Source organism: Variovorax sp. SRS16, assembly GCF_901827165.1.
In the GTDB taxonomy this organism is placed as follows: domain Bacteria; phylum Pseudomonadota; class Gammaproteobacteria; order Burkholderiales; family Burkholderiaceae_C; genus Variovorax.
Map to the genome: position 1 here is coordinate 5,338,288 of NZ_LR594666.1, position 24,785 is coordinate 5,363,072.

Here is a 24,785-nt window from a genome sequence, read left to right on the forward strand (position 1 = left end):
AGGCCCCGGCGCCGGGCGGCCGGGGAAGGCGGATTATCGCGGGTACGGCGATGGCGCACTTGGCGCGTGCCACAATGATTTTCGAATCCCAAGGGCACGCATGGTCAAGGACAACCTCCCCGCAACAACATGCTGAGCACAGGCACCCCTTGGCCGCTGGGCGCCACCCCCACTTCCGAAGGCATCAACTTCGCGCTCGCCGCCCCGAACGCCACCGGCGTCTGGCTGTGCCTGTTCGACGGCACGGGCCAGCACGAGCAGCAGCGCCTGCCGCTGCCGGCCTGCACCGACGGCGTCTGGCACGGCCGGCTGCCCAGCGGCCGGCCGGGGCTGGTCTACGGCTGGCGCGTCGACGGGCCCTGGGCGCCGCACGAGGGCCAGCGCTTCAACCCGGCGAAGCTGCTGCTCGATCCGTATGCGCGCGAGGTGGTCGGCCGCTATGGCGGCGAGGCGCTGTTCCTCGGCCACGATCCGGCGCAACCCGAGCGCCGCGATCCGCGCGACAACGCGGGCATCGCGCTCAAGGCCCGCGTCGCGGCGCCGCTGCCTGCCGGCGGCCCGGCGCGCCCGCGCATCGACCCCGGCCTGCGCGTGCTGTACGAGCTGCACGTGCGCGGCCAAACGCGCCTGCATCCCGCCGTGCCCGAAGCCCTGCGCGGCACCTACGCCGGCCTGGCCGAGCCGGCCGTGCTCGACCCCCTGCAGCAGCTCGGCATCACCACGCTGAGCCTGATGCCGGTGCAGCAGCGCGCCGACGAAGAGCGTCTGCTGGCCATGGGCCTCAGCAACTACTGGGGCTACAGCCCGATCGGCTGGTTCGCGCCCGAGGCGCGCTACTGGAGCGGCCGGCCCGGCACCACGCCGGCGACCGAATTCCGCGCCCTGGCCGATGCGGTGCATGCGCGCGGGATGGAACTGGTGATCGACGTGGTCTACAACCACAGCGCCGAGACCGACGAGCTCGGGCCGACGCTGAGCCTGCGCGGCATCGACAACGCGCTTTACTACCACCTGCGCCCGGACGACCGCGCGCTCTACGAGAACTGGACCGGCTGCGGCAACTGCCTGAACCTGGCCGAGCCGCGCGTGCTGCAGCTCGTGATGGACAGCCTGCGCCATTGGGTGAGCGAGCTCGGCGTCGACGGCTTCCGCTTCGACCTCGCGCCCGTGCTGGCGCGCCGCACGGGCGGCGAGTTCGACCCCCGCGCGCCGCTGCTGGCGGCCATCGCCCAGGATCCGGTGCTGGCCGGCACACTCATGATCGCCGAGCCCTGGGACCTCGGCCCCGGCGGCTACCGGCTGGGCGAATTCCCGACCGGCTGGCTCGAATGGAACGACCGCTTTCGCGACACGCAGCGCGCCTTCTGGCTGCACCGCGGTACCGGCCTGGGCGACTTCGCGCAGCGCTTCACCGGCTCCAGCGCGGAGTTCGCGCATGACGCACGTGCACCGACCGCGAGCGTCAATTTCGTCACCGCGCACGACGGCTTCACGCTGCGCGACCTGGTGAGCTACGACGAGCGCCACAACCTCGCCAATGGCGAGAACAACCGCGACGGCAGCGACCGCAACCTGAGCCGCAACTTCGGCGTCGAAGGCGACACCGGCGATCCGGCCGTGCGGGCCGAGCGCCGCCGCCTGCAGCGCGTGCTGCTGGCGGCGCTGCTGCTCGCGCAGGGCACGCCCATGCTGCTGGCCGGCGACGAGATCGACCACACCCAGCGCGGCAACAACAATGCCTACTGCCAGGACAACGAAACCACCTGGCTGGCCTGGGACCGGGCCGACGCCGGCCTCGCCGCCTTCGTCGCCCGCGTGCTGGCGCTGCGCCGCGAGGCCGAGCCGCTGCGCAGCAACGCCTGGTGGCCCGGCACGCCGCGGACCGGCGCCGCCGCGCTGCGCTGGCTGACGCCCGAGGGCCGCGCGATGACGCCGGCCGATTGGGAACGCGCCGACCGCCATGCGCTCGCGATCGTGTTCGACGCCGTGGCGCCCGCGCCGGGCTGGCTGCTGCTGGTGAATGCCGAAGAGCACCTGGTCGAATTCGAGCTGCCGCCCGGCAACTGGACGCGCCGGCTGGCCAGCGATGCCGACGACGACGGCGCCTTGCCGCTGCAAGGCCCCCAGCTGCTGCTGCCCACCAGCCTCTGGGTCGCAAGAACGTAGAAGCCAAGCGCACGCCGGGGTGCTAGGCTGGGCCGACCGAAGAACATCACCACCACCGGAGGCACATGATGGGAACCACCGCGCAACCCCCACTGCAGGCCCACCAGCTCGTTCGCCGCACCATCGCCCTGGTGCTGGCCGGCGGCCGCGGCTCGCGTCTCAAGCAGCTGACCGACCGGCGCGCCAAGCCGGCGGTGTACTTCGGCGGCAAGTTCCGCATCATCGACTTCGCGCTCTCCAACTGCCTGAACTCCGGCATCCGCCGCATGGCGGTGGTGACGCAGTACAAGTCGCATTCGCTGATGCGCCACCTGCAGCGCGGCTGGAGCTTCCTGCGCGCCGAGCTCAACGAGATGGTCGACGTGCTGCCGGCCCAGCAGCGCACCAGCGACGAGCACTGGTACCGCGGCACGGCCGATGCCGTGTTCCAGAACCTCGACATCATCCAGACCCGCTCCACGCCGCATGACTACGTGGTGGTGCTGGCGGGCGACCACATCTACAAGATGGACTACTCGATCATGCTCTCCGACCACGTCGCGCACGGCCTGGGCTGCACCGTCGGCTGCATCGAGGTGCCGCGCATGGAGGCCACCGCCTTCGGCGTGATGGCGGTCGATGCCGATCGCCGCATCACCAGCTTCCTCGAGAAGCCGGCCGACCCGCCGGCCATGCCCGGGCACCCCGACATCGCGCTGGCCAGCATGGGCATCTACGTGTTCGATTCCGAATACCTCTACCAGCTGCTCGAGGAAGACGCCGCCAATCCCGACTCCGAGCACGACTTCGGCAAGGACATCATTCCGCGCGCCGTGGCCCAGGGCCGCGCGGCGGCGCATCCCTTCGGCATGTCCTGCGTGACGCGCGGCCCGGTCGGGCCCGACGCCAAGGCCTACTGGCGCGACGTGGGCACGATTGATGCATTCTGGGCCGCCAACCTCGACCTCGCGTCGGTCACCCCGGAGCTCGACATCTATGACACCGACTGGCCCATCTGGACCTACCAGCGCCAGCTGCCGCCGGCCAAGTTCGTGGTCGACCTCGACGGCAACAACGGCATGACGGTCAACACCATCGTCTCCGGCGGCTGCATCGTCTCGGGCTCGCAGGTCAAGGATTCGGTGCTTTTTTCGGGCGTGCGCGTGCATTCCTTCTGCGAGATCCTCGAGGCCGTGCTGCTGCCCGACGTCGAGGTCGGGCGCCGCGCCAAGCTGAGCAAGGTGGTCGTCGACCGCGCCTGCGTCATCCCGGAAGGCATGGTCGTCGGCGTCGATGCCGAGGCCGATGCCGCCCGCTTCGAGCGCACCGACAACGGCGTGGTGCTGATCACGCGCGAGATGCTCGCGCGCCTGGCAGCGCAATAGCTCGATGCGGATCCTGCAGGTCAGCGCCGAACTCTTCCCCTTGCTCAAGACCGGCGGGCTGGCGGACGTCGCCGGCGCGCTGCCGATCGCGCTGGCGGCCGCAGGCCAGGACGTGCGGGTGCTGCTGCCGGGCTTCCCGGCGATCCTGGCCGGCCTGGACGACATCGCGCCGCTGGCCGAACTCACGACGCCGTGGGGCGACAGCGTGCAGCTGCGCACGGGCTACGTGCCGGGCGCCGGCGCGGCGCCGGCCATCCGCGCCTACGTGATCGATGCACCGGCCCTCTACGACCGGCCCGGCAATCCCTACGAGGATGCGAAGCGCCAGGCCTATGCCGACAACCACCGGCGCTTCGCCCTGCTGGGCTGGGCCGGCGCGCAGCTCGCGCAGGGGCTCGATGCAGGCTGGCAGCCCGAGGTCGTGCATGCGCACGACTGGCATGCCGCCCTGGCGCCGGCCTACCTGGCCTTCGCGCCGCCGAACGGCCGTCCGCGCGTGGGCAGCGTGTTCACCGTGCACAACCTGGCCTACCAGGGCCTGTTCGCGGCCTGGCATTTCGCCGAGCTCGGCCTGCCGCCCGCGGCCTTCGGCGTCAACGGCCTCGAGTTCTACGGCCAGCTCTCGTTCATGAAGGGCGGCCTGTGCTTCGCCGACCGCATCACCACCGTGAGCCCGACCTATGCGCGCGAGATCCAGACGCCCGAACAGGGCTTCGGCCTCGACGGCCTGCTGCACAGCCGCGCCAGCGTGCTCGGCGGCATCCTCAACGGGGTCGACGACGCGGTCTGGAACCCGGCCACCGACACGCTGATCCCGCACCGCTTCGACGTGCGGCGCCCGGCCGGCAAGGCACGCTGCAAGGCCGCGCTGCAGGAAGAGCTCGGCCTCGCCGCCGAGCCCGATGCGCCGCTCTTCATCGTGGTCAGCCGGTTGACCGAGCAGAAGGGCCTGCACCTTGTGCTCGGCGCGCTCGACGTGCTGCTCGCGCAGGGCGGGCAGCTCGCGCTGCTGGGCAGCGGCGATGCGCCGCTCGAAGCCGCGTTCCGCGAGCGCGCGGCCCGCACGCCGCGATCGGTCAGCGTCACGCTGGGCTACAGCGAGCCGCTCGCGCACCGCCTGTTCGGCGCCGGCGACGTGACCCTGGTGCCATCGTTGTTCGAACCGTGCGGTCTGACACAGATGTATGGACTGAAGTACGGTAGTCTTCCGCTGGTGCACCGCGTCGGCGGCCTGGCCGACACGGTGGTCGATTGCACGCTCGAAGACATGGCCGATGGCACGGCCACCGGCTTCGTGTTCGACCCCTTCGACATCGAAGGCTGCACGCGCGCCATGCGCCGGGCTTTCGCGCTGCATGCGCGGCCCGCCGACTGGCGCCGCGTGCGCGCCCATGCCATGCGCCGTCCGGCCGACTGGGCCGCCGCGGCGGCGCGCTACATCACCGTCTACGAGGAGTCTCTCTCTTGAGCGCACAAACCATTCAGCTGGCCGAGTCCCCGATGACCCTCAAGGACTTCGCCTACGACCATCCCGATCGCGATGTCGCCGCCTTCAAGCGCGCCGTCGCCAACAAGCTCATCTACGCGGTCGGCAAGGACCCGGTCGCGGCCAGCCAGGACGACTGGCTGCATGCGACCGCCGCCGCTGTGCGCGACCAGCTGGTCGAGCGCTGGATGACCACCACGCGCGCCAACTACGCGCAGGACCTCAAGCGCGTCTATTACATGTCGATGGAATTCCTCATCGGCCGTACCTTCACCAACGCGCTGCTTGCGGTCGACCTCTACGACACGGTGCGCGAGGCGCTGGCCGACTTCGGCGTCGACATGGAGGCGATCACCGAGCGCGAGCCCGATGCCGCGCTCGGCAACGGCGGCCTCGGCCGGCTGGCCGCGTGCTTCCTCGATTCGATGGCCACGCTCGGCGTGCCGGGCTTCGGCTACGGCATCCGCTACGAGTACGGCATGTTCCGGCAGAAGATCGTCGACGGCCAGCAGGTCGAGACGCCCGACTACTGGCTCACGCGCGGCAACCCGTGGGAGTTCGCGCGGCCGGAGGTCAACTACCGGGTGCGCTTCGGCGGCCACGTGCAGCGGCGCGAAGGCACGTCCGCGCGCGACGGCGCGGCCGACTGGGTCGACACCTACGACGTGCTGGCCGTCGCCTACGACACCATCATCCCCGGCTACGGCACGCAGGCCACCAACACGCTGCGCCTGTGGTCCGCGCGCGCCACCGAGGAGATCGACCTGTCGGCCTTCAACCGCGGCAACTACATGGCGGCGGTGGAAAGCAAGAACCATTCGGAGAACGTCTCGCGCGTGCTCTACCCCGACGACTCGACGCCATCGGGCCGCGAGCTGCGGCTGCACCAGGAGTACTTTTTCGTCAGCGCCAGCGTGCAGGACCTGCTGCGCCGCCACCTGCGCAACCACAAGAGCTTCGACGACCTGCCCGACAAGGTCAGCATCCACCTCAACGACACGCACCCGGTGCTGGCCGTGCCCGAGCTGATGCGCCTTTTGATCGACGAGCACGGCCTGAACTGGGACACCGCCTGGTCGCACACGCAGAAGGTCTTCAGCTACACCAACCACACGCTGATGCACGAGGCGCTCGAGACCTGGCCGGTCGAGATGCTGGGCCGCATCCTGCCGCGCCACCTGCAGATCATCTACGACATGAACGCGCGCTTCCTCGCGACGGTGACGCAGAAGCTCGGCAACGACGTCGAGCTGCTGCGCCGGCTCTCGCTGGTCGACGAGTCGGGCGAGCGGCGCGTGCGCATGGCCTACGTGGCGGTGCTGGCGAGCCATTCGATCAACGGCGTGTCGGGCCTGCATTCGGAGCTGATGAAGCAATCGATCTTCGCGGACTTCGCCAAGCTCTTCCCGGAACGCTTCAACAACAAGACCAACGGCGTGACGCCGCGGCGCTGGCTGGCGCAGGCCAATCCGCCGCTGGCGGCGCTGCTCGACCGCCGCATCGGCCGCGGCTGGCGGCGCGACCTGACGCAGCTGTCGGCGCTGCGGCCGATGGCCGAGCAGCCGGCCTTCGCGCGCGCCTTTCGCCATGCCAAGCGCGAGAACAAGCTGCGCCTGGCCAACTGGGTCGAGCAGCATCTGCACATCGACCTCGACACCGACGCCATGTTCGACGTCCAGGTCAAGCGCATCCACGAATACAAGCGCCAGCTGCTCAACGTGCTGCACGTGGTCACGCGCTACCAGCACATCGTCGCCGCGCACGAGGCCGGCCGGGTGGCCGACGTGGTGCCGCGCGTGGTCGTGTTCGCGGGCAAGGCGGCCTCGGCCTATGTGGTGGCCAAGCAGGTGATCCGGCTCATCAACGACGTCGCGGCGACCATCAACAACGACGGCCGCGTCGGCAAGCTGCTCAAGGTCGTGTTCCTGCCCAACTACAGCGTGAGCCTGGCCGAGATCATCATGCCGGCGGCCGACCTGTCGGAGCAGATCTCGACCGCCGGCACCGAGGCCTCGGGCACCGGCAACATGAAGTTCGCGCTCAACGGCGCGCTCACCATCGGCACGCTCGACGGCGCCAACGTCGAGATGAAGGACAACGTCGGCGACGACAACATCTTCATCTTCGGCAACACCACGCCGCAGGTGGCGGCGATCCGCGCCAGCGGCTATCAGCCGCGCGACATCTACGCCGCCAACCCCGACCTGCAGCGCGCGCTCGACGCGATCCGCGACGGCGCCTTCTCGCCCGCCGAGCCGGCGCGCTACCACGGCATCTACGATGCGCTGGTCGATTGGGGCGACCACTACCTGCTGCTGGCCGACTACGCGAGCTACATCGAGACGCAGGCCAGGGTCGATGCGCTCTACCGCGATGCCGATGCCTGGACGCGCAAGGCCATCCTCAACGTGGCCGGCATGGGCGCCTTCTCGTCGGACCGCACCATCGCCGAGTACGCGCACGAGATCTGGCACACCAAGCCGGTGGTGCTGTAGCCGCGCCGCCCGAAGGGCCGCCTGCGGGCGGGCGGCCCGCGCCTTCGGTTCGAAAAACCAAAGGGTGTTTTTGGTATTCGCGCATTGGCGGCGGCCCGCGCAGTCCCTAGGATGGTCCGCATCCTGGAAGGGACACACTCCCGGTGGAGTGGCCGGACTTCAAACCCGGAGTGGATCGCTGGCGATCCTGTGTGGGTTCGACTCCCACTCTCTTCCGCCGAGTCACTTGCCATGAACGCGCGCGCCACCGCCACCCTTCCATCATGCTGACTTCGACCAGCCCGGCGCGCCGCGCCATTCCCGCGGTCGATGCGCTGCTGAAGGCGCCGGCCTTCGAGGCGCTGGCGCGGGACTTCGGCCGGCCATCGGTCCTGGCCTGCCTGCGCCAGCTGCTGGCCGAACAGCGCCGCCGGCTGGCGGCCGAGCGCGCGGCCACGGCGCCCGACGAAGAATCGCTGGCGGCCGAATGCGGCGAGCGGCTCGCGGCTGCCGCGCGGCCTTCGCTGCGACCGGTGTTCAACCTGACCGGCACCGTGCTGCACACCAACCTCGGGCGCGCGCTCTACCCGGCCGAAGCGGTGGCCGCAGCGACGCAGGCGATGCTGCGGCCCGTCAACCTCGAGTACGACGTCGACGGCGCCGGCCGCGGCGAGCGCGACAGCCACGTCGAGGAGCGCCTGCTGCGCCTGACCGGCGCCGAGGCGGCCGTGGTCGTCAACAACAATGCCGCCGCGGTCTACCTCATGCTCAACACCGTGGCGGCCGGCCGCGAGGTGGTGGTGTCGCGCGGCGAGCTGGTCGAGATCGGCGGCGCATTCCGCGTGCCCGAGATCATGGCCAGTGCCGGCTGCGTGCTGCGCGAAGTGGGCACGACGAACCGCACCCATCCGCGCGATTTCGAATCGGCCCTCGGCGAGCACACCGCGGCGCTGATGAAGGTGCACGCGAGCAACTACGAGATCCGCGGCTTCACGGCCGAGGTCGATGCGGCGGCCATGGCACGCATCGCCCACGCAGGCGGTCTGCCGATGATCGAGGACCTCGGCTGCGGCATGCTGGTGGACCTCGAGGACTTCGGCCTGCCGCACGAGCCGACGCCGCGCGAGGCGCTCGCGGCCGGCGTCGACCTCGTCAGCTTCAGCGGCGACAAGCTGCTCGGCGGTCCGCAATGCGGCGTCATCGTCGGCCGCAAGGAACTGGTCGCGCGCATCCGCCGCAATCCGATGAAACGCGCGCTGCGGCTGGACAAGGTCCGCCTCGCGGCACTGGAAGCCGTGCTCGCGCTCTACGACGATCCGCAGCGCCTGCGCGCGCGGCTGCCGACGATGCGCCTGCTCACGCGCGGCCATGACGAGATCGCCGCGCAGGCGACGCGCCTTTGCGCTCTCGTGCAGGACGCCGTGGGCTCGGACGCCGAGGTGAAGATCGCCGACTGCGCGAGCCAGATCGGCAGCGGCGCACTGCCGGTCGACACCTTGCCGAGCGCGGGCCTGCGTCTGACGCCGGTGCATCCGCGCGGCGCCGGCGTGGAAGCGCTGGCAACGGCATTCCGCCAACTCCCCGTGCCGGTGATCGGCCGTATCCGCAACAACGCGCTGTGGCTGGACCTGCGCTGCCTGGACGCGGCGCAGGAAGCGGAGTTCACCGGCCAGCTCGTGCACCTGCAGCGCCTGCGGGACGAAGCGTGATCGTCGCCACCGCGGGCCACATCGACCACGGCAAGACGACGCTGGTGAAGGCGCTCACCGGCGTCGACACCGACCGGCTGCCGCAGGAGAAAGCGCGCGGCATCTCGATCGACATCGGCTTCGCCTACTGGCGCGCGCCCGGCGGCGCGCTGCTCGGCTTCGTCGACGTGCCGGGCCACGAGCGCTTCGTGCGCAACATGCTGGCCGGCGTCTGCGGCGTCGACTACGCGATGGTGGTGGTCGCCGCCGACGACGGCGTGATGCCGCAGACGCGCGAGCACCTGCACATCGTCGACCTGCTCGGTATCGGCCGCGGCATCGCGGTGATCACCAAGGCGGACCGCGTCGATGGCGCGCGGCTTCAGGCCGTCGAGCGCGAGGTGCGCGCGCTGCTGGCAGGCACGTCGCTCGAGGGCGCGCCGCTGCGGCCGGTCTCGGCCATCGGCGGCCAAGGCATCGCCGCGCTGCGTGACGAATTGGCCAGTGCGGCATCGGGTTGCCGGCGCAGCGCGGTCCAGGGACGGCGCCTGCGCTACGCGATCGATCGCGCATTCACCGTCGCCGGTGCCGGCACGGTGGTCACCGGCACGGTGTTCGACGGCATGGTGCGCACCGGCGACCGGCTGCTGCTGTCGCCGGGCGGGCGCGAGGTGCGCGTGCGCGGCATCCAGAAGGACGGCGCGGCGGCAGAGCGCGCCGAGGCCGGCGAACGCTGCGCGCTCAACCTCGCGCGCGTCGAGCTGTCGCAGGTGCAGCGCGGCGACTGGGTGCTGCATCCCGAACTGCACGCACCGACGACGCGGCTGGACGTCGAGCTGCAGGTGCTGGCCGCCGAGGCGCATGCGCTGCGCCACTGGACGCCGGTGCATCTGCATCTGGGCACGCGCGACGTGACCGCGCGCGTCTCGCTGCGGCGCGGCGAATCGGTGGAGCCCGGCGGTCGCGCCTTCGCCCGCCTCGTCGTCGACCAGCCGATCTCCGCGCTGCATGGCGATCGCTTCATCGTGCGCGACCAGTCCGCGCAGCGCACGGTCGGCGGCGGCCGGGTGCTCGATGCGTTCCCGGCGCCGCGCCGTCTGCCTGCCGAGGCACGCCTGCGGCAACTGCGGGCGCTGGCTCTGCCCTCGGCGCTCGAAACCTTGCAGGCGCTGGTGGCCGGCGCGCCGGCCGGGGTGAACGCGGCGGCCTTTGCGCGCAATGTCAATCTCGATCCGGAGGCCTTCGCGCGGCTGTTGAAGCAGGCCGGACTCGCGAGCATCGGCACGGGCACGCAGGCGCTGGTGCTCACGCCGGCAGCCGCCGACGCAAGGCTGGCGCGCAAGCCGCAGGAGATGCCGGCCGACAACCCCGAGCACCTGCGCCTGTGGCAACTCGCGCAACCCGCACTGAAGCAGGCCGCGCGCACGGGCCTGAGCGTGGTGCAGCTGGCGCAGGCGCTGGGGGTTCGCGACTCCGTGCTGCGCGACATGCTGCATCGCAAGGCACAGGCCGGCGACGCGGTGCGCGTCAACGACGAGCGCTTCTACCTGCGCGCGACGACGGACGAATTCATCGAGGTCGCGCGCGGCGTCGCGCAGGCCATGCCCGAGGGCCGCTTCACCGCGGGCCAGTTTCGCGACGGCGCCGGCATCGGCCGTGCGCTCGCGGTGCAGGTGCTCGAGGCGCTCGACCGCCTCGGCATCACCCGGCGCGTGGGCGACGTGCGCATGCTGCGCGCGGACCCATCCTCTGCATCATCCGTCCAAGGAGAAAGATCCTCATGAGCGACACCTCATCGCACGACGTCGTCGTGATCGGCGCCGGCGCGGCCGGTCTGAATGCCGCGCTCGCGACCCTGCGCGCCGGCCTCGGCACCGCATGGCTCGAAGCGCAGATGTTCGGCGGCCTCGTGCTCAACGTGAACGAACTGGACGGCGCCATCCGGGGCAGCGGCGCTGAACTCTCGTCCACCTGGGCGGGCGACGTCATGGAGCTCGGCGGCGAGAACCTCGAGGCGGTCGCGAGCGGCATCGAGCGCGACGGCGATGCGCTGGTGGTCGTCAGCGATGCGGGGCGCCATCGCGCGCGCGCCGTCATCGTCGCTTCCGGCGCAGCGCTGAAGAAGCTCGGCGTGCCGGGCGAAGCGGAACTCGAGCACAAGGGCGTGTCGCATTGCGCCGACTGCGACGGGCCCTTGTTCCAGGGTCAGGCGGTCACGGTGGCCGGCGGCGGCGATTCGGCGCTGCAGTCGGCGATGGTGCTGTCCGGCTTCTGCAGCACGGTGCACCTGGTGCATCGGGGCGGCGCCTTCCGCGCGCAGCCGCATTGGATCGAGGCCGTCGGCGCAGCGGCCAACATCGAGGTCCACTGGCACAGCGAAGTCACCGAAGTGCTCGGCACCGATGGCGTCGAAGGCGTGCGCGTGAACGGCGAGGCGATTCCGTGCAGCGGCTTCTTCGCCTTCGTGGGGTTGCAGCCGGCGAGCGGCTTCCTGCCCGCAGCCATCGCGCGCGATGGGCGAGGCGCGGTCGTCACCGCGCAGAACCTGGAGACGGCGATGACGGGCGTGTTCGCCGCCGGTGCCGTGCGCGCGGGCTGCGGGGGTTCGCTGGCCGAGGCCGTGGCCGACGGTGAAGCCGCGGCGCGCGCGGTCGTCGCGCAACTGGCGGCGCACACGAAGGCCTGATCGGCCGCGCGCGGGCCGGCGTCATTCGGATATTGCGAAAAGACCCTTTGCGCCCCGGTCTGGTGCGCGCCGAGGCTGCTCTCTACACTGGGCCGCACCATGCACCGCAAACTCTTTCTTGCCGCGCTCGCAACGGCTGCGTTCGCCCTCTGCGGCGGCGCGGCCGCGCAAGGTTTTCCCAGTGCCCGGCCCGTCACGCTGGTGTCGCCCTTCCCCGCGGGCAGCGGCAGCGACCTCGCCGCACGCGCCGTGGCGCCCGGCCTGTCGGACGCGCTGGGCCAGTCGGTGGTGGTGGAAAACAGGGCGGGCGCGGGCGGCTCGATCGGCGCGCAGTACGTCGCCAAGTCGAAGCCGGACGGCTACACGCTGTTCCTCGCCAGCCTGAGCTTCTCGGTGCTGCCGAGCCTGATGGAACTCGGCTTCGATCCGGCCAGGGACTTCGAAGCGGTGACGCTGATGGGCGAGCAGAGCATGGCCTTCGTCGTGCCGCCCTCGCTGCCCGCGAACTCGATGGCGGAACTCGTGGCGCTGGCGAAAGCCAGGCCGGGCAAGCTCAACTACGCGTCGGCCGGCATCGGCAGCATCGGCCACCTGACGGGCGAGCTGCTCAAGAACGAACGCGCGCTCGACATCGTGCATGTGCCGTTCAAGGGCACGCCCGAAGCGATGACGGCGATCATGACCGACGACGTGCAGATGGGCCTGATCGCGATGCCGACCGTCGAGCCGCAGATCAAGGCCGGCAAGGTCAAGGCGCTCGGCGTGACGGGCCGCAAGCGCTACCCCGGCCTGCCCGACGTGCCGACCCTGGCCGAGGCGGGCTTCCCGAGCATGAGCGACTCGGTCTGGTATGCGGTGCTGGCGCCCGCGGGCACGCCGCCGGAAGTGATCGCACGGCTCAACGCCGCGTTCCGCCAGGCGCTGACCCAGCCCGACACCGTGCAGCGGCTGGATCGCTCGGCCAAGACCGAGGCCGCCTTCAGCACGCCGCAGGAAGCGACCGCCTACGTGCGCGCTCAACTGGTCAAGTGGAACGGCGTGGCATCGAAGGCGGGCCTGAAGCCGGAACACGCGAAGTAGAAGGAAAAAGCGAATGCTGTTTTCCACCGCGCGCATTGGCACCCCGAGGGGCCGTGCCTAACATCGACCGCAGCAGCCCACCGAAAGGATCGCACCCCATGGAAACGATGTCCGTCATCAGCCCGATCGGCGCAGAAGCCGTCGAGCAGAAGAACCTCGCCAAGCGCCTGGACACCCTCAACGGCAAGGTGGTCGCCGAAGTCTGGAACGAGGACTTCAAGGGCGACATCATGTTCCCGATCTATCGCGAGCTGCTCAAGGAGCGCTTCCCCGACGTGAAGATCGTTCCCTACACCGAGATCCCGTATGCGTCGCTGAAGGGCACTCCGTCCTACCAGCGCGAGGTGCTCAACCAGATCACGGCCGCGCTGAAGGCCAGGGGGGCCGACGCCGTCATCACCGGCAACGGGGGCTGAGGCACCTGCACACCGGCCGCGGTGCGGCCGGCAGCAGAAGCAGAGAAGATCCTGGGCATCCCGTCGGCCGTGGTGTCGATGCCGGGGTTCAACATGGTGGGCCAGCTCGCCGCGAAGGCAGCCGGCGTGCCGGACGTGCCCGTGGTCGAATACCCGGGCGCGGTCGGGGTCGACCATGCGGAGATCCGCGACAAGATCAGGAACGTGCTGTTCGAGCGCATCGTCAACGCGCTCACCAGGCCGATCAAGCCGCGCACGCCGGGCAAGACGAGCGAGTGGGATTCGAAGCGGGTGGTGTTCGAGGGCAGCTTCGAACAGATCAATGCGCACTTCCACGAGATGGAGTGGAGCGACGGCCTGCCGATCGTGCCGCCGACGCTCGAGCGCGTGCAGGAATTCCTGCGCTACACCGACCGTTCGCCTGAAGAGGTGATCGCGGTGCTGCCGCAGATGAACCTGCGCGCCACCGTCTGGAACATCGCGGCCAACGGCGTGATGGCGGGATGCAAGCCGCAGACCATGCCCGTGCTCATCGCGCTGGTGGAAGCCCTGCAGGAGGACCAGTACAACCTCGACAACATCGGCACCACCTGGGGCGTCATGCCCTATGTCTTCCTCAACGGGCCGATCGTCAAGGAGCTGGGCTTCAACGATGCGGCGGGCCTGATCTCGCGCGGCGCGAATCCCTCGCTCGGGCGCGCGCTGGGGCTCATCATCCGCAACATCGGCGGCTACCGCCCGGCGAAGAACCAGATGGGGACCTTCGGCTACCCGATCAACTTCGCCTTCGCCGAGAACGAGGATCTCAATCCGTGGGAGCCGTACCACGTCGAGAAGGGCTTCGACCGCCGCGCGAGCACGGTCTCCGTGAGCACGACGATGAACTGGGGCTTCCAGCCCTCGCCCTACACGCGCGACGACCAGGGCGGCGCGGAGTGCGCGCTGATGCAGATGTGCCGCGACGCGCTGCGCAAGCCGGCGCTCGCGCTGTTCTCCGAACGCGGCCCGACCGGCTTCGTGAACGACATCGTGTTCGTCCTCGCGCCGCCGGTGGCCAAGGTGCTGGCCGAAGCCGGCTACTCGAAGGACGACATCCGCCGCTACATCTGCGAGCACGCCACCGTGCCGCGCCGCTACATGGACTTCGAGCTGAAGTACACGATGGCGGAAGTCCACACCATCGAGGAGAAGATCCAGCTCGGGACCTTTCCGCCGGAATTCGCCGTGGGGCCGGACGACCCGATCAAGGTCATGCCCGGACCCGAGTACATCGAGATCCTGGTGGCCGGCGACCCCGGCCGCAACCGGATCAAGACGCTCGACTCCGGCTACACGCGCGTCACCACGAAGGAGATCAAGTTGCCCGCCAACTGGGCCAGCCTGCCGAAGAACTGAGGTCGAAGAACCCGAAGCCGGAGACAAGACATGAACCCCTCTCGCCGCAAGATGGCGCTGGCGGCGGTGGCCGGCGCGCTGCTGCTGCCCGCGCTGGCCACCGCCGAGGCCGCCTGGCCCGACAAACCGGTGCGCGTCATCGTGCCGTGGGCGCCGGGCGGCATCACCGACATCCTCGCGCGGCTGGTCGCCGCCAGGATGTCGGCGCAGCTCGGGCAGCAGTTCGTGATCGACAACCGCGGCGGCGCCGCCGGCAACATCGGCGCCGAGATGGTGGCCAAGGCGCCGGCGGACGGCTACACGCTGCTGCTCACGAACCCGGGCGCCTTCACGACCAACCAGTACCTCTACAAGGACATGCCGTACAGGCCGGAAGACTTCGCGCCGATCATCGTGCTCGCGACTTTTCCGAACGCGCTGATCGTGAACAAGGACCTGCCGGTGAAGTCGGCCGAGGAGCTGATCGCCTATGCGAAGAAGCATCCCGCGAGCCTCAACGGCGGCTCCTCGGGCACGGGGAGTTCGGGCCATCTGTCGCTGGAGATGTTCAAGGCCATGACCGGCGCGCCGATCCAGAACGTGTTCTACAAGGGCGCCGCGCCGACCAAGGTCGACCTGTCCGCGGGCCGCATCCAGGTCGTGCTGGACAACGTGCCCGGCTACCTGAGCGAGTTGCAGTCGGGCAGCGTGCGGATGCTGGCCGTCGGCACCCGAACGCGCTTGCCCACCTACCCGGACGTGCCCACGCTGGACGAAGCCGGCGTCAAGGGCTACGAGTCGTCGGTGTGGTACGCCATCGCGGCGCCGAAGGCCACGCCGCAGGCGATCATCCGCAAGGTCCATGCCGCGGCGCAGGCCGCGCTCGACACGCCCGACGTGCAGGAGAAGCTGCGCCAGCTGCAAGGCATCGTCGTCGGCGGATCGCCCGCCGATGCGGCGAAGTTCTTCGCCGTGGAATCGAAGCGCTGGAAGGCCGTCATCGATCGGGCGGGCATCAAGGCCGAGTGAAGGTCGAGTGAGCGCGCGGCGCGCTAGCCGCGGCGAAAGAACCCGGCCGCCGCGCCGCTGTCCAGCAGCAGGTTGTGGCCCGTGATCGAGCGCGCCGAGGTGGACGCGAGGAACACGGCCGCATCGGCGAAATCCTCCGGCGTCGGCAGCCAGCCGAGCGGCATCGATGCCGCGACCTCGCGCACCGCCTGATCGACGTCCCTGGCGCCGACCGCTTCCAGCTGCGTGCGCAGGAAGGGCGTGTCGCTCGACGCCGGCGCGATGGCGTTCACGCGCACGCCCTGCGGCGAATACTCGAGCGCCAGAGCCTTCGTCAGCCCGACGATCGCATGCTTGGATGCGGTGTACACGCTGCGCTGCGCCCGCGCGGTGACGCTCTGCAGCGAGCTGGTGAAGATCAGGCTGGCGCGCGGGCTGCGCACGAGGCTGCGCAGCGCGGCCTGCGCGCAGTAGATCGTGCCGAGCACGTTCACCTCGACGATGCGCCGGATGCGTTCGGGGTCGGCCTCGGTGAGCGGTCCCGCGTAGCCCAGGCCCGCATGCGCGAGGAACACGTCGATCGGCGCGCCGAAGAAGGATTCGGCCTGCGCCACCAGCGCCGCGCAGGCCGCGGGGTCGGCGATGTCGCACACCCGCGCCGTCGCGCGCACGCCGCTCGCATCGATGGCCTGGGCACAGGCGCGCGCGGCCTCGCCGTCGATGTCCGCCACGACCACGCGCGCGCCCTCGGCGACGAAGCGCTTCGCCGCGGCCGCGCCCAGTCCGCGCGCCGCGCCGGTCACGACGGCGTGATAGCCCTGCAGCTGCATGGCGCGCTCAGGCGGTCTTGCCGCCGTCGACCAGCAGCGAGGCGCCATTGACGAAAGAGGCCTCGTGCGACAGCAGGAACAGCGCCGCGTTCGCCACCTCCTCCGGCCGCGCGGCGCGGCCCAGCGGGTTGCCGGCGCTGCGCACGCGCATGAGCTCGTCGATGTCCTTGCCCTTGGTCTCCTCCTCGTCGGGACGCGACACCAGCACGCGCAGCATCGGCGTGTCGGTGGTGCCGGGGCAGACCACGTTGAAGCGGATGTTGTCCGGCCCGTAGCGCTTGGCGAGCGAACGGGCCAGGCCGATCAGCCCCCACTTGGCGACCGAATAGAGCGGACTGAAGGGCGAACCGATCACGCCGGAGGTCGACGAGGTGAACAGCACGCTGCCGCCGCCGCGTTCGCGCATCATCGGGATCGCCTCGATGACACTGGCCAGCGCGGCGCGCACGTTGAGGTTCATCGCGACGTCGAACTCGTGCAGGTCCAGCCCCTCGACGCGCGACACCGACGGGTGGCCGGCATGGGCCCACAGGAAATCCAGCCGGCCGAAGCGCTTCTTCGCCTCGTGGACCATGCCGCGCGCGAAGTCCTCGTCCATCAGGTTGCCGGCGAGCGCGAAGGCCCGGCCGCCTGCGGCCTCGATCACGGCGGCGACTTCGCCGGCCTTTGCCTCATCGAGGTCCACCACCGCCACCGCCGCGCCTTCGGCGGCGAAGCGAAGGGCGCCTGCACGGCCCATGCCGGAAGCGGCTGCCGTGACGATACCGAACCGGTCGGCCATGCGCATGCTGATCTCCTCGTTGAAGTCGCGCCACTGTAGGATCGCAGGTCGCCGCGCGAAAGCGCGATTCGGCGAAACCAGTTTTCGGTTTTTGCGCCTCCCGCTTCGGGCGGCGCGGGACCATGATCGCGAGCATCTCAAGAGGAGACCTTCATGCACACACGCCGCCATTTCCTTCGCCAGGCCTCTGCCGCTTCCGCCGCGGCGGCCTTGCCGCTGGCGCTGCCGGAGTTCGCCTTCGCGGCGCCGCAGCGCAGCTTCGAGCCCGGCTCGCAGCGCTGGCGCACCTTCGACGTGACGACGCAGGTCGAGCTGGCGCTGCCGCCCGGCGCCGCGCAGGTCTGGGTGCCGGTGCCTTCGATCGACACCGACTGGCAGAAATCGCTGTCCACGCGCTTCTCGAGCAATGGCCAGGCCGCCATCGCCTGGGATGGCGCGCAGGGCGCGCAGATGGTCCATGCCCGCTTCGAACCGGGCACAGCGAAGGCGATGCTCGAGGTGACCAGCCGCGTGAGCACGCGCGATCGCGCGGTCGACTGGAACGCACGCGGCCAAGTCGCGGACGACGCGGCCACGCATGCCGCATGGACGCAGCCGACCGCGCTGATCCCCACCGACGGCTTGGTGCGCACGGCCGCGCTGCATGCCACGCGGGGTGCAGAGGGCGATGTCGCGAAGCTGCATGCGATCTACGACTGGATCGCGAGCAACGTGTACCGCGAGCCCTCCGTGCGCGGCTGCGGCGAAGGCGACGTGAACGCCATGCTGAAGCTCGGCAGCCCCTCGGGCAAATGCGCCGACATCAATGCGCTGTTCGTCGGCATGTGCCGCTCGGTCGGCATTCCCGCGCGCGACCTCTACGGGGTGCGCCTCGCGCCCTCGGCCTTCGGCTACAAGGAACTCGGCGGCAACTCCGCTCAGCTCGCGGCGGCGCAGCACTGCCGCGCGGAAGCGTACGTGAAGGGGCACGGCTGGGTCGCCATGGATCCTGCCGACGTCACCAAGGTCATGCGCCAGGAAACGGCGGCCTGGATCCGGGACGTCTCGGACCCGGTCGTCGCGCCCGTGAACAAGAAGCTGTTCGGCTGCTGCGAAGGCAACTGGATGGCCTACAACGACGCACACGACGTCGTGCTGCCGGGCGCCAGCGGCAAGCCGATGGGCTTCCTGATGTACCCGGTGGCGGAGACCTCCGCAGGCCGCGTGGATCCGTACGCGCCGGAGCAATTCCGCTACAGCATCTCCGCGCGCGAAGTCGCCTGAGCCGCGGCGCGCGCTGTCTTCTTCAGGCGCGCTGGGCGCGCACGCCGATCACGGCGTTCGCGCTCGGTCTGCGCTGCGCATCGAACACCTCGAAGAGAAAGTCGGTGAAGGCCTTCACCTTCGCCGAGCCGACGCGCGACTTCGCCATCACGACGTGGAAGGTCCGCATGCCGGTCGTCCACTCGGGGTAGACCTGCACCAGCGTGCCTTCGGCGAGCGAACCGTTCACGAACACGTCCAGCACGTACGACACGCCCGCGCCCTGCTGCGTCGCCATCACGAGCGCGTCGCTGCTGTTGAAGTGAAGCGGGCCCTCGGGACGGATCTCGATGTCTTGCGCGTCCTTGCGGAGCCGCCACGGATTCACCGAGCGGCGTTCTTCCGGCAGGATGCCGATGCAGCCTCGGCGGTCCAGGTCGCCGGGATGTTCCGGCAGCGTGGCGACGATCTGCGGCGCGCAGCACACCACGTAGCGACTCTCGTAGATCGGGCGAGCCACCAGGTCGGCATCTTCCACCTGGTCCATGCGGATCGCCACGTCGATGCCGCGCTCGATCAGGTGGTGCGGCTGGTTGGTCAGCGTGACCGCCGCGGCGATGTCCGGGTAGCGCGCGGCGAACGCCGGCAGCGCGGGACACAACAGGGTATGGCCGAGGGAGATCGGCGTCTCGATGTGCAGCCGGCCGCGCAAGCCGCCGACCTGGCTGCGGATCTCGTCCTCGATGCGCGCGACGCTGCCGAGCAGTTCGCGCGCACGCAGCAGCAGGGTCTGGCCTTCTTCGGTGACGCGCAGGCGGCGGGTGTCGCGATCGATCAGCGTGACGTCGAGATGCCGCTCCAGGTTGCGCACACAGGTGGTGACCGTCGCATTCGCCAGATCCAGCGACTCGGCCGCACGCGAGAAGCTACCGCATTCGGCAACGCGCACGAAAACTTCCATGCCCCAGAGACGATCGATCTTCAGCTCCTGCAGCGAAGATCCATTCTAGGCCGCCCCGTCTCTCGAGCCCGATGACTTGTTCCAGGAATACCTCGGAACCGGCTTCGCTGGGCCGCTGGTATGGCCCCCGGAAAGGGGGTGGGCGGCTACGCGAAGCGAGCAAGCCTGGGGGTCATTTCTTTTCCGTCACGAAGCCGATCCTGCTCAGGCCGGCCTTGTTGGCGATGCCCATCAGCTCGACCACCTTGCCGTAGGGCACGGTCTGATCGGCGCGCAGCTGCACCTCGGTGTCGCGGCTGTCGGCGGCAGCCTTCTCGAGTTGCTGCGCGAGCTGTTCATCGGTCACCGGCTTGTCGTTCAGGTACACCTTGCCGGCCGCATCGACCACCAGGCTCACGAACCTGGGCGCGTCGGTCGCGTCGCCGGCATCGGTGCGCGGCAGGTCGAGCTTGATGGAGCTGGCCATCAGCGGCGCCGTGATGATGAAGATCACCAGCAGCACCAGCATCACATCGACCAGCGGCGTCACGTTGATGTCGGACAACGGGCGCTGGCCGCCGGCGCCGGTGGCGCGGCCGCCAGTGGCTGCGCTGCCGAGCGAGGTGCGACCGAAGGCCATGGGCGCGCGTTCCGTTCGGGGGGCTAGGCCGGCATTGCCCGCGCGGGCGGCAGCGGCGCTTCGCGCGGCGGCTCGCCGAGCATGCCGAGCAGGTCGTGCGCAAAGCCTTCGAGCTCGGCCTCGATCCGCCCCACCACGCGGCCGAACACGTTGTAGGCGAGCACGGCCGGGATCGCGACGGCCAGGCCGAAGGCCGTCATGATCAGCGCCTGGCCGACCGGTCCGGCGACCTTGTCGATGGTGAAGCCGCCCGTCTCGCCGGCAATGCCGGTCAGCGCGAGGTAGATGCCCCAGACCGTGCCGAGCAGGCCGACGAAGGGCGCTGTGGCGCCCACCGTCGCCAACAGGATCTGCCCGGCCTGCAGGCGCCGCAGCGCCGCATGCAGCGCATCGCGCAGCGCGCGCGTGAGGCGCTGGCTGCGGTCGCCCGCACCACCGAGCGTGCCCGCATCGGAGCGCGCGGAGAGGTTCTTGACGGCGCTGACCGCGGGCCAGACCAGCGCCGCGCGATCGAAGGCGCGCAAGCTGGCCTCGGCATCGCCGAGCGAGGGCGACTGCCAGAAGGCGGCGATGCTGCGCAGCACGTCGCGCGTGCCGCCGCGCAGCAGCCAGGCCTTCCAGAGGATCACGACCCAGCTCGACACCGACATCGCGAGCAGCAGCGCTGCCACCGAGCGGCTGACGGCGTCGCCGTGGGCCAGCAGCTCGAGGACGCTCATCTCAGCGGAGCCCCAGCACGTCGGCCATGTCGAACAGCCCGGCTCGCTGGCCGGCCAGGAAGCGCACGGCCCGCAGGCTGCCCTGCGCATAGGTCGTGCGGCTGGCCGACTTGTGCGTGATCTCGATGCGTTCGCCGGTGCCGGCGAACAGCACCGTGTGGTCGCCGACGATGTCGCCGCCGCGGATGGCGGAAAAGCCGATGGTGGAGGGATCGCGTTCGCCGGTGATGCCTTCGCGCGCGTAGACGGCGCATTCCTTGAGGTCGCGGCCGAGCGCCTCGGCGATCACCTCGCCCATCTTGAGCGCGGTGCCCGAGGGCGCGTCGACCTTGTGCCGATGGTGCGCCTCGATGATCTCGATGTCGTAGCCGGTGGAGAGCGCCTTGGCCGCCATCTCGAGCAGCTTGAAGGTGACGTTGACGCCGACGCTCATGTTGGGCGCCATCATGATCGCGACCTCCTTGGCGGCCTCGGCGATCTCGGCCTTCTGCGCGTCGCTGAAGCCGGTGGTGCCGATGACGAGCTGCACGCCGAGTTCGCGGCACATGGCCAGATGCGCCATCGTGCCCTCGGGCCGCGTGAAGTCGATCAGCACCTGGGCATCCTTCAGGCCCTGGCGCAGGTCGGCCACGATCGGCACGCCGCTCGCAAAGCCGAGAAACGCGGCCGCGTCGCTGCCGATGGCCGGGCTGCCCGCGATGTCGAGCGCACCGGCCAGCCGGCAGTCGGGCGCCTCGCGCACGGCCTCGATCAGCATGTGGCCCATGCGGCCGGAAGCGCCCGCGATCGCCACGCGCCGCAGCGGCGGGGGATTGGATGAAGAAGAGTCAGTCACGCGTTTCAGCCCTCGGGGATGCGGAATACGGATGCGGACCGGCCGGCGCGGCCCGGCGCGCGCTCAGCGCGCGGTTTCGAGCGGGGGATAGCTCGGCGGCAGCGGCGGCAGGGACGCGGGCGATGCCTCGGCGGCCTGCTTCTCCTTGGACGGCTCGTATTTCTTGAGCTCGTCCGGCTTCGCTTCCAGGTCCGGCACCTTGCCGCTGTGCTTGCGCACGTCGAGTGTGGCGACGAACTCCTGCTCGCTCGGCATCGGGTCGCCCGAGAAATGGTCGAGCACCTCGTCCTTGAAGAACAGCGTCAGCCGGCGCTCCTGCGGCTCCACGCCCTGGCGCCGGATCGTGAACACGTAGTCCCAGCGGTCGGAATGGAAGATGTCGTTCAGCAGCGAGGTGCCGAGGATCTCGCGCACCTGCTGGCGCGACATGCCGGGCCTGAGCGCCTCGACCTGCTCCTTCGAGACGAAATTGCCCTGCACCACTTCGACCTTGTAGGGCGTGATGGTGGTCAGCGCGCTGCGGGTGCGGTCGGTGAAGCTGCTGCAGGCGCCAAGACTCAGGCTCGCCGCGACGGCGCCGATCAGCAGCCAGAGGCGGCGTTGGGGAATGGCAGGCATGGCAAGAAGGGTAGGCGATATGATCGGCTCATTGTAGCGGTTGGCCCCTGGCGAGCGCCCCGCGCACCGCAGGAGAGGAACCACCATGGCCAACATCGACGAACTCAAGAACACGGGCCTGAAGGCCACCCTGCCGCGCCTCAAGATTCTCGAGATCTTCCAGAACGGCGGCCAGCGCCACATGACGGCCGAGGATGTATTTCGCGTGCTGCTCAACGAGCACTCCGACGTCGGCCTCGCCACCGTCTACCGCGTGCTGACGCAGTTCGAGCAGGCCGGTATCCTGGAGCGCAGCCATTTCGAGAGCGGCAAGGCGGTGTACGAACTCAACGAGGGCAAGCACCACGACCACCTGATCTGCACTTCGTGCGGCAAGGTCGAGGAGTTCTACGACCCCGAGATCGAAAACCGGCAGCAATCGGTGGCAAAGGACAAGGGCTGGATCCTGCAGGACCACGCGATGTCGCTCTACGGCCTCTGCGCCGATTGTGTAAACAAACGCTAATCGAGATCCCTGGCGCTTTCCATCGCCTTGTGGTGGCGCGCCACGAAGTCGGCATAGGTGTCGATGCCGCGCAGCTGCAGGATGGAGTTGCGCACCGCCGCCTCGACCAGCACGGCGATGTTGCGGCCGGCCACCACCTGGATGATCACCTTGCGCACCGGGATGCCCAGCACGTCCTGCGTGAGCGGCGCCGAGGGCATGCGCTCGTAGTCGCGCTCGAAGCTGTCGCGCCGCACCAGGTGCACGATGAGCTTGAGCCGCATCTTCCGGCGCACCGCGGTCTCGCCGAAGATCGCGCGGATGTCGAGCAGGCCGATGCCGCGCACCTCGAGCAGGTTCTGCAGGAGCTCGGGGCAGCGGCCTTCGAGCGTGTTCTGGTTGATGCGGTAGAGATCGACCGCGTCGTCGGCCACGAGGCCGTTGCCGCGCGAGATCAGCTCCAGCCCGAGCTCGCTCTTGCCGAGGCCCGACTCGCCGGTGATCATCACGCCCAGGCCCAGGATGTCCATGAACACGCCGTGCATCGAGGTGCGCTCGGCAAAATGCTTGGACAGATAGGCGCGTAGCAGATCGATCACGAAGGCCGAGGATTCGCGCGTGGCGAACAGCGGCAGCTGGGCGCGCTCGCAGATCGACAGCAGCTGGTCCGGCGCGGGCTGCCCGTCGGCCAGCACCAGCATCGGCGGCTCGAGCGTGACGATGCGCGCGATGCGCCGTTCGCAGTCGGCGGCCGTGCCGCGCGTCAGGTAGGCAACCTCGCGCGCACCGAGGATCTGCACGCGGTACGGATGGATGTAGTTGAGGTAGCCCACCAGGTCGGCGGCCGACTGGGCGCGGCTGATGACCTCGGCATCGAAATGACGCTCCGAGGCGCCCAGTCCCGCGAGCCATTCCCACCGCAGCGAGCCGCGGAATTCCTCGAACATCGCATCGGCGCTGATGACGGTGGGCTTCATGCGCCGGACCGTCCCGGTGGGCCGCGCTTCACGCGACCTGGGCGGATTGCCATCCTGCGATCAGTGCGTGCAGCTTCGCGGCGTCCGAGCTGGACTTGATCTGCTCGCGCAGATTGGCGTCGCTCAGGAGTTCGGCAATCTCGGAAAGAATTTCAAGGTGTTTCTGGGTGGCCGCCTCGGGCACCAGCAGGAAGATCAGCAGCACCACGGGCTGCTCGTCCGGGGCGTCGAAGCCGATCGGGTTGGCGAGCTGGAACACCGCGGCCATCGGCGACTTGAGCCCCTTGATGCGCCCGTGCGGAATGGCCACGCCATGGCCGAGGCCGGTGGAGCCCAGGCGCTCGCGGGCAAAGAGGCTGTCGGTGATGAGGGCGCGGCCCAGGCCGTGGAGATTCTCGAACAGCAAGCCGGCTTCTTCGAAAGCACGTTTCTTGCTGGTGGCGTCGACGCTCACGAGCACTTGAGCGGGCGGCAGGATGGACGCGAGTCGGTTCATGTTGGGGCGGGGCGGGGGCGATTATGCACCTGCCCCAAAAAAAGCAAAGGGCCGCTTGAAGCGGCCCGCAAGAGTATTTGCCCGGAGAAGGGGACTACATCACACGTTTGGGTGCTTCGTGATGATGGTCCTGCAGGCGGTCCTTGTGCCGCACGACCTGCCGGTCGAGCTTGTCGACCAGCTCATCGACCGCGGCATAGAGATCAGCGTGGCTCGACTCCGCGAACATGTCATTGCCCTTGACGTGGATGTTGCACTCGGCTCGTTGCCGGCGTTCCTTTTCCTTTTGCTTTTCCACCGTGAGGATCACCTTCACATCGACCACCTGGTCGAAATGGCGGGTGATCCGGTCCAGCTTGCCTGTAACGTAATTGCGCAGAGCGGGGGTGACGTCGAGGTGATGACCGCTGATCGTCAAATTCATGAATGACCTCCTGGAATTGACGGTTGGGGAAATGACCACGCCCCTGGAAGGGGGCCT

The 24,785-nt window shown here is 69.6% G+C and carries 22 protein-coding genes, 1 tRNA gene and 1 pseudogene; 14 read left to right on the forward strand and 10 right to left on the reverse strand.

The window, feature by feature from the left end:
* The first annotated feature begins 129 nt into the window (after positions 1–129).
* The 12 genes and pseudogenes from glgX (at position 130) to E5P2_RS25825 (ending at position 15,763) form a co-directional block, all read left to right on the forward strand.
* The gene (gene glgX, locus E5P2_RS25770; protein WP_162569931.1) at positions 130–2,166 is read left to right on the forward strand and encodes a glycogen debranching protein GlgX; all 2,037 of its coding nucleotides are present in this window, start codon (positions 130–132) and stop codon (positions 2,164–2,166) included.
* A gap of 65 nt (positions 2,167–2,231) precedes the next feature.
* Complete coding sequence (gene glgC / locus E5P2_RS25775; RefSeq protein ID WP_162569932.1) at positions 2,232–3,530, forward strand: glucose-1-phosphate adenylyltransferase; 1,299 nt, start codon at positions 2,232–2,234, stop codon at positions 3,528–3,530.
* A gap of 4 nt (positions 3,531–3,534) precedes the next feature.
* On the forward strand, positions 3,535–4,998 hold the full coding sequence (gene glgA / locus E5P2_RS25780) for a glycogen synthase GlgA (protein WP_162569933.1): 1,464 nt from the start codon (positions 3,535–3,537) through the stop codon (positions 4,996–4,998).
* A 32-nt stretch (positions 4,999–5,030) separates the two neighbouring features.
* A complete protein-coding gene (locus E5P2_RS25785; protein ID WP_162570668.1) occupies positions 5,031–7,511 on the forward strand; it encodes a glycogen/starch/alpha-glucan phosphorylase in 2,481 nt (826 codons plus the stop codon).
* 125 nt (positions 7,512–7,636) lie between these two features.
* Positions 7,637–7,728 (forward strand) — tRNA-Sec (locus tag E5P2_RS25790).
* A gap of 46 nt (positions 7,729–7,774) precedes the next feature.
* Positions 7,775–9,199, forward strand: a complete 1,425-nt coding sequence (selA, locus tag E5P2_RS25795; protein WP_162569934.1) for an L-seryl-tRNA(Sec) selenium transferase — start codon at positions 7,775–7,777, stop codon at positions 9,197–9,199.
* Positions 9,196–10,962, forward strand: coding sequence for a selenocysteine-specific translation elongation factor (selB, locus tag E5P2_RS25800; protein WP_162569935.1), 1,767 nt, complete (start codon positions 9,196–9,198; stop codon positions 10,960–10,962). The genes selA and selB overlap by 4 nt, the downstream gene beginning before the upstream one ends.
* Positions 10,959–11,864 carry an NAD(P)/FAD-dependent oxidoreductase gene (locus tag E5P2_RS25805; RefSeq protein WP_162569936.1) on the forward strand — a complete coding sequence of 302 codons (906 nt, stop codon included), beginning with the start codon at positions 10,959–10,961 and terminating at the stop codon, positions 11,862–11,864. The genes selB and E5P2_RS25805 overlap by 4 nt, the downstream gene beginning before the upstream one ends.
* Positions 11,865–11,963: 99 nt before the next feature.
* A complete protein-coding gene (locus E5P2_RS25810) occupies positions 11,964–12,944 on the forward strand; it encodes a Bug family tripartite tricarboxylate transporter substrate binding protein (RefSeq protein WP_162569937.1) in 981 nt (326 codons plus the stop codon).
* A gap of 98 nt (positions 12,945–13,042) precedes the next feature.
* Positions 13,043–13,360, forward strand: coding sequence for a UGSC family (seleno)protein (locus E5P2_RS25815; RefSeq protein ID WP_162569938.1), 318 nt, complete (start codon positions 13,043–13,045; stop codon positions 13,358–13,360).
* A gap of 12 nt (positions 13,361–13,372) precedes the next feature.
* A pseudogene (locus E5P2_RS25820) lies at positions 13,373–14,755 on the forward strand (hypothetical protein); the annotation flags it as partial.
* A gap of 30 nt (positions 14,756–14,785) precedes the next feature.
* Positions 14,786–15,763, forward strand: a complete 978-nt coding sequence (locus E5P2_RS25825; RefSeq protein ID WP_162569940.1) for a Bug family tripartite tricarboxylate transporter substrate binding protein — start codon at positions 14,786–14,788, stop codon at positions 15,761–15,763.
* Between the two features lie 23 nt (positions 15,764–15,786).
* Here E5P2_RS25825 and E5P2_RS25830 read toward each other — a convergent pair whose 3' ends face one another.
* A complete protein-coding gene (locus E5P2_RS25830) occupies positions 15,787–16,572 on the reverse strand; it encodes an SDR family NAD(P)-dependent oxidoreductase (RefSeq protein ID WP_162569941.1) in 786 nt (261 codons plus the stop codon).
* A gap of 7 nt (positions 16,573–16,579) precedes the next feature.
* Positions 16,580–17,359: an SDR family NAD(P)-dependent oxidoreductase gene (locus E5P2_RS25835; RefSeq protein ID WP_162569942.1), complete on the reverse strand. Its 780-nt coding sequence runs from the start codon at positions 17,357–17,359 to the stop codon at positions 16,580–16,582.
* A gap of 147 nt (positions 17,360–17,506) precedes the next feature.
* Between E5P2_RS25835 and E5P2_RS25840 the strand changes: the two genes are divergently transcribed.
* Entirely contained in the window at positions 17,507–18,616 is a 1,110-nt protein-coding gene (locus E5P2_RS25840) for a transglutaminase-like domain-containing protein (RefSeq protein WP_162569943.1), read from the forward strand.
* A 22-nt stretch (positions 18,617–18,638) separates the two neighbouring features.
* Here the strand turns inward: E5P2_RS25840 and E5P2_RS25845 are convergent, their stop codons facing one another.
* From E5P2_RS25845 to E5P2_RS25865, 5 genes are all read right to left on the reverse strand, one after another.
* On the reverse strand, positions 18,639–19,544 hold the full coding sequence (locus E5P2_RS25845; RefSeq protein ID WP_232080850.1) for a LysR family transcriptional regulator: 906 nt from the start codon (positions 19,542–19,544) through the stop codon (positions 18,639–18,641).
* 184 nt (positions 19,545–19,728) lie between these two features.
* Complete coding sequence (locus E5P2_RS25850) at positions 19,729–20,175, reverse strand: ExbD/TolR family protein (protein ID WP_162569945.1); 447 nt, start codon at positions 20,173–20,175, stop codon at positions 19,729–19,731.
* Between the two features lie 23 nt (positions 20,176–20,198).
* Entirely contained in the window at positions 20,199–20,894 is a 696-nt protein-coding gene (locus tag E5P2_RS25855) for a MotA/TolQ/ExbB proton channel family protein (RefSeq protein ID WP_162569946.1), read from the reverse strand.
* A 1-nt stretch (position 20,895) separates the two neighbouring features.
* Positions 20,896–21,696, reverse strand: coding sequence for a 4-hydroxy-tetrahydrodipicolinate reductase (gene dapB, locus E5P2_RS25860; RefSeq protein WP_443083564.1), 801 nt, complete (start codon positions 21,694–21,696; stop codon positions 20,896–20,898).
* 96 nt (positions 21,697–21,792) lie between these two features.
* A complete protein-coding gene (locus E5P2_RS25865) occupies positions 21,793–22,347 on the reverse strand; it encodes an outer membrane protein assembly factor BamE (protein WP_162569948.1) in 555 nt (184 codons plus the stop codon).
* A gap of 85 nt (positions 22,348–22,432) precedes the next feature.
* Here E5P2_RS25865 and fur point away from each other — a divergent pair, with 85 nt between their 5' ends.
* Positions 22,433–22,852: a ferric iron uptake transcriptional regulator gene (gene fur / locus E5P2_RS25870; protein ID WP_162569949.1), complete on the forward strand. Its 420-nt coding sequence runs from the start codon at positions 22,433–22,435 to the stop codon at positions 22,850–22,852.
* On the opposite strand, the gene hprK is transcribed toward fur, so the two are convergent.
* The 3 genes from hprK to hpf form a co-directional block, all read right to left on the reverse strand.
* On the reverse strand, positions 22,849–23,808 hold the full coding sequence (gene hprK / locus E5P2_RS25875) for an HPr(Ser) kinase/phosphatase (protein ID WP_162569950.1): 960 nt from the start codon (positions 23,806–23,808) through the stop codon (positions 22,849–22,851). The genes fur and hprK overlap by 4 nt on opposite strands.
* 28 nt (positions 23,809–23,836) lie before the next feature.
* Complete coding sequence (locus E5P2_RS25880) at positions 23,837–24,304, reverse strand: PTS sugar transporter subunit IIA (protein ID WP_162569951.1); 468 nt, start codon at positions 24,302–24,304, stop codon at positions 23,837–23,839.
* 94 nt (positions 24,305–24,398) lie between these two features.
* Positions 24,399–24,728, reverse strand: coding sequence for a ribosome hibernation-promoting factor, HPF/YfiA family (gene hpf / locus E5P2_RS25885; RefSeq protein WP_162569952.1), 330 nt, complete (start codon positions 24,726–24,728; stop codon positions 24,399–24,401).
* Between the last annotated feature and the right edge of the window lie 57 nt (positions 24,729–24,785).

Coding starts and splice junctions, on each gene's coding strand:
- glgX (WP_162569931.1), top strand. CDS start 130: ATGCTGAGCACAGGCACCCCTTGGCCGCTGGGCGCCACCCCCACTTCC.
- glgC (WP_162569932.1), top strand. CDS start 2,232: ATGATGGGAACCACCGCGCAACCCCCACTGCAGGCCCACCAGCTCGTT.
- glgA (WP_162569933.1), top strand. CDS start 3,535: ATGCGGATCCTGCAGGTCAGCGCCGAACTCTTCCCCTTGCTCAAGACC.
- E5P2_RS25785 (WP_162570668.1), top strand. CDS start 5,031: ATGACCCTCAAGGACTTCGCCTACGACCATCCCGATCGCGATGTCGCC.
- selA (WP_162569934.1), top strand. CDS start 7,775: ATGCTGACTTCGACCAGCCCGGCGCGCCGCGCCATTCCCGCGGTCGAT.
- E5P2_RS25805 (WP_162569936.1), top strand. CDS start 10,959: ATGAGCGACACCTCATCGCACGACGTCGTCGTGATCGGCGCCGGCGCG.
- E5P2_RS25810 (WP_162569937.1), top strand. CDS start 11,964: ATGCACCGCAAACTCTTTCTTGCCGCGCTCGCAACGGCTGCGTTCGCC.
- E5P2_RS25815 (WP_162569938.1), top strand. CDS start 13,043: ATGGAAACGATGTCCGTCATCAGCCCGATCGGCGCAGAAGCCGTCGAG.
- E5P2_RS25825 (WP_162569940.1), top strand. CDS start 14,786: ATGAACCCCTCTCGCCGCAAGATGGCGCTGGCGGCGGTGGCCGGCGCG.
- E5P2_RS25830 (WP_162569941.1), bottom strand. CDS start 16,572: ATGCAGCTGCAGGGCTATCACGCCGTCGTGACCGGCGCGGCGCGCGGA.
- E5P2_RS25835 (WP_162569942.1), bottom strand. CDS start 17,359: ATGCGCATGGCCGACCGGTTCGGTATCGTCACGGCAGCCGCTTCCGGC.
- E5P2_RS25840 (WP_162569943.1), top strand. CDS start 17,507: ATGCACACACGCCGCCATTTCCTTCGCCAGGCCTCTGCCGCTTCCGCC.
- E5P2_RS25850 (WP_162569945.1), bottom strand. CDS start 20,175: ATGGCCTTCGGTCGCACCTCGCTCGGCAGCGCAGCCACTGGCGGCCGC.
- E5P2_RS25855 (WP_162569946.1), bottom strand. CDS start 20,894: ATGAGCGTCCTCGAGCTGCTGGCCCACGGCGACGCCGTCAGCCGCTCG.
- E5P2_RS25865 (WP_162569948.1), bottom strand. CDS start 22,347: ATGCCTGCCATTCCCCAACGCCGCCTCTGGCTGCTGATCGGCGCCGTC.
- fur (WP_162569949.1), top strand. CDS start 22,433: ATGGCCAACATCGACGAACTCAAGAACACGGGCCTGAAGGCCACCCTG.
- hprK (WP_162569950.1), bottom strand. CDS start 23,808: ATGAAGCCCACCGTCATCAGCGCCGATGCGATGTTCGAGGAATTCCGC.
- E5P2_RS25880 (WP_162569951.1), bottom strand. CDS start 24,304: ATGAACCGACTCGCGTCCATCCTGCCGCCCGCTCAAGTGCTCGTGAGC.
- hpf (WP_162569952.1), bottom strand. CDS start 24,728: ATGAATTTGACGATCAGCGGTCATCACCTCGACGTCACCCCCGCTCTG.